This is a genomic window from Paenibacillus sp. 01L418 (assembly GCF_056400045.1).
In genome coordinates, this window is sequence record NZ_JBFTSN010000750.1 from 1 (window position 1) to 1,347 (window position 1,347).

General features: G+C 43.9%; 1 protein-coding gene. It reads left to right on the plus strand.

What is annotated here, in order from left to right:
* Positions 1 to 279: 279 nt before the first annotated feature.
* A partial coding sequence (locus AC1DSE_RS35335) for a lactonase family protein (protein ID WP_477529127.1) occupies positions 280 to 1,347 on the plus strand: 1,068 nt, incomplete at its 3' end.

Below are 1,347 nucleotides of genomic sequence, written 5' to 3' on the forward strand. Positions count from 1 at the left end.
CTGTCAAATTGAGCGAATTGGTGAAATCATCGAGTTGTCTCGGATGTCTGTTTTTATTTTAATAAATGAAAAACGTATCGAAGTGCCATTAACGAAAGTCGCTGAGGGTGTTAGCCTCGGCGACTTTGTTGTCTGGACAGGCAGCAGCTGGAATCGTAAAACGATCTTATGAAAAAACGTATTTGTCGGATTAGCTTTCACAACTTATAATAGATAACGGTATAAAAGTCAGACGCTCATTAAGAAGCGACGACATGCAAATACTTAGGGGGTTTAAACGTGACAAATGAACAACAACGTCTGCTTGTGTTCGCAGGCTCTTATGCAGAAACAGAGGAGAATGGCGTGTACGTGTATGCATTCGATGAGCAATCGGGTACATTAACGTTGACGGACGCGGTTGCTGATTTTAAAAATCCGACGTTTCTCAATGTAGATGCAGACCGCAAGCTATTGTATACGATCTCCGAAGCCGTGAATCAATCAGGTCTTAAGGTTGGAGAGGCTGCGGCATTTGCCATTGATACCAAGGAGGGCTCATTACGGCTCATAAACCGTAAAGAGACGGTTGCTTCGACGACCTGTCATATTCAGCGTGATGCGAATAGCCGTTATTTGACGGTTACTAGCTATCATGGCGGCATGATTGGACTATTTGGCATCACAGAAGAGGGCGCTATCGGTCAAGAGCTTGATGTGAAACAACATGTTGGAAGCAGTCAGCATCCAGAACGCCAGGATCGTCCGCATCCGCATTCCTCGTTCTACAGCCCTGACGGTCGATACCTGTTCGTTTCTGATTTGGGACTGGATCGAATTGTCACTTATCGCTTGGATGATGCTGATCATAAGCTTATTCACCATGCCGAAATTTCTTTGCATCCGGGAGCAGGGCCGCGTCATCTGTCGTTCCATCCGAATGGTAAGTTCGTCTATGTCATTAATGAGGTGGATTCAACAATTACATCGTTTACATACGATAAAGAAACCGGCCAGTTGACGACTTTAGCAACCGTTAGCACTCTTCCGTCGGATTTTAAAGATGAAAACTCTTGTGCTGAAATTACTGTATCTTCAGACGGCAAATTTGTATATGGTTCCAATCGTGGTCATGACAGCATTGTTGTTTTCGCAATTGATGAACAAACGGGTGCTTTGTCACTTGTTCAGCACATTTCGGTTGAAGGCGGACATCCACGTCATTTTGCACTGACGCCAAACGGCAATTATTTACTTGCTGCAAACCGAGATACAAATAATATCGTTACATTCAAAGTTAATAAATCAAGTGGACAATTGACCTTCACTGGGAATAGCGTATCGTTATCCAAGCCAGTTTGTGTGGCT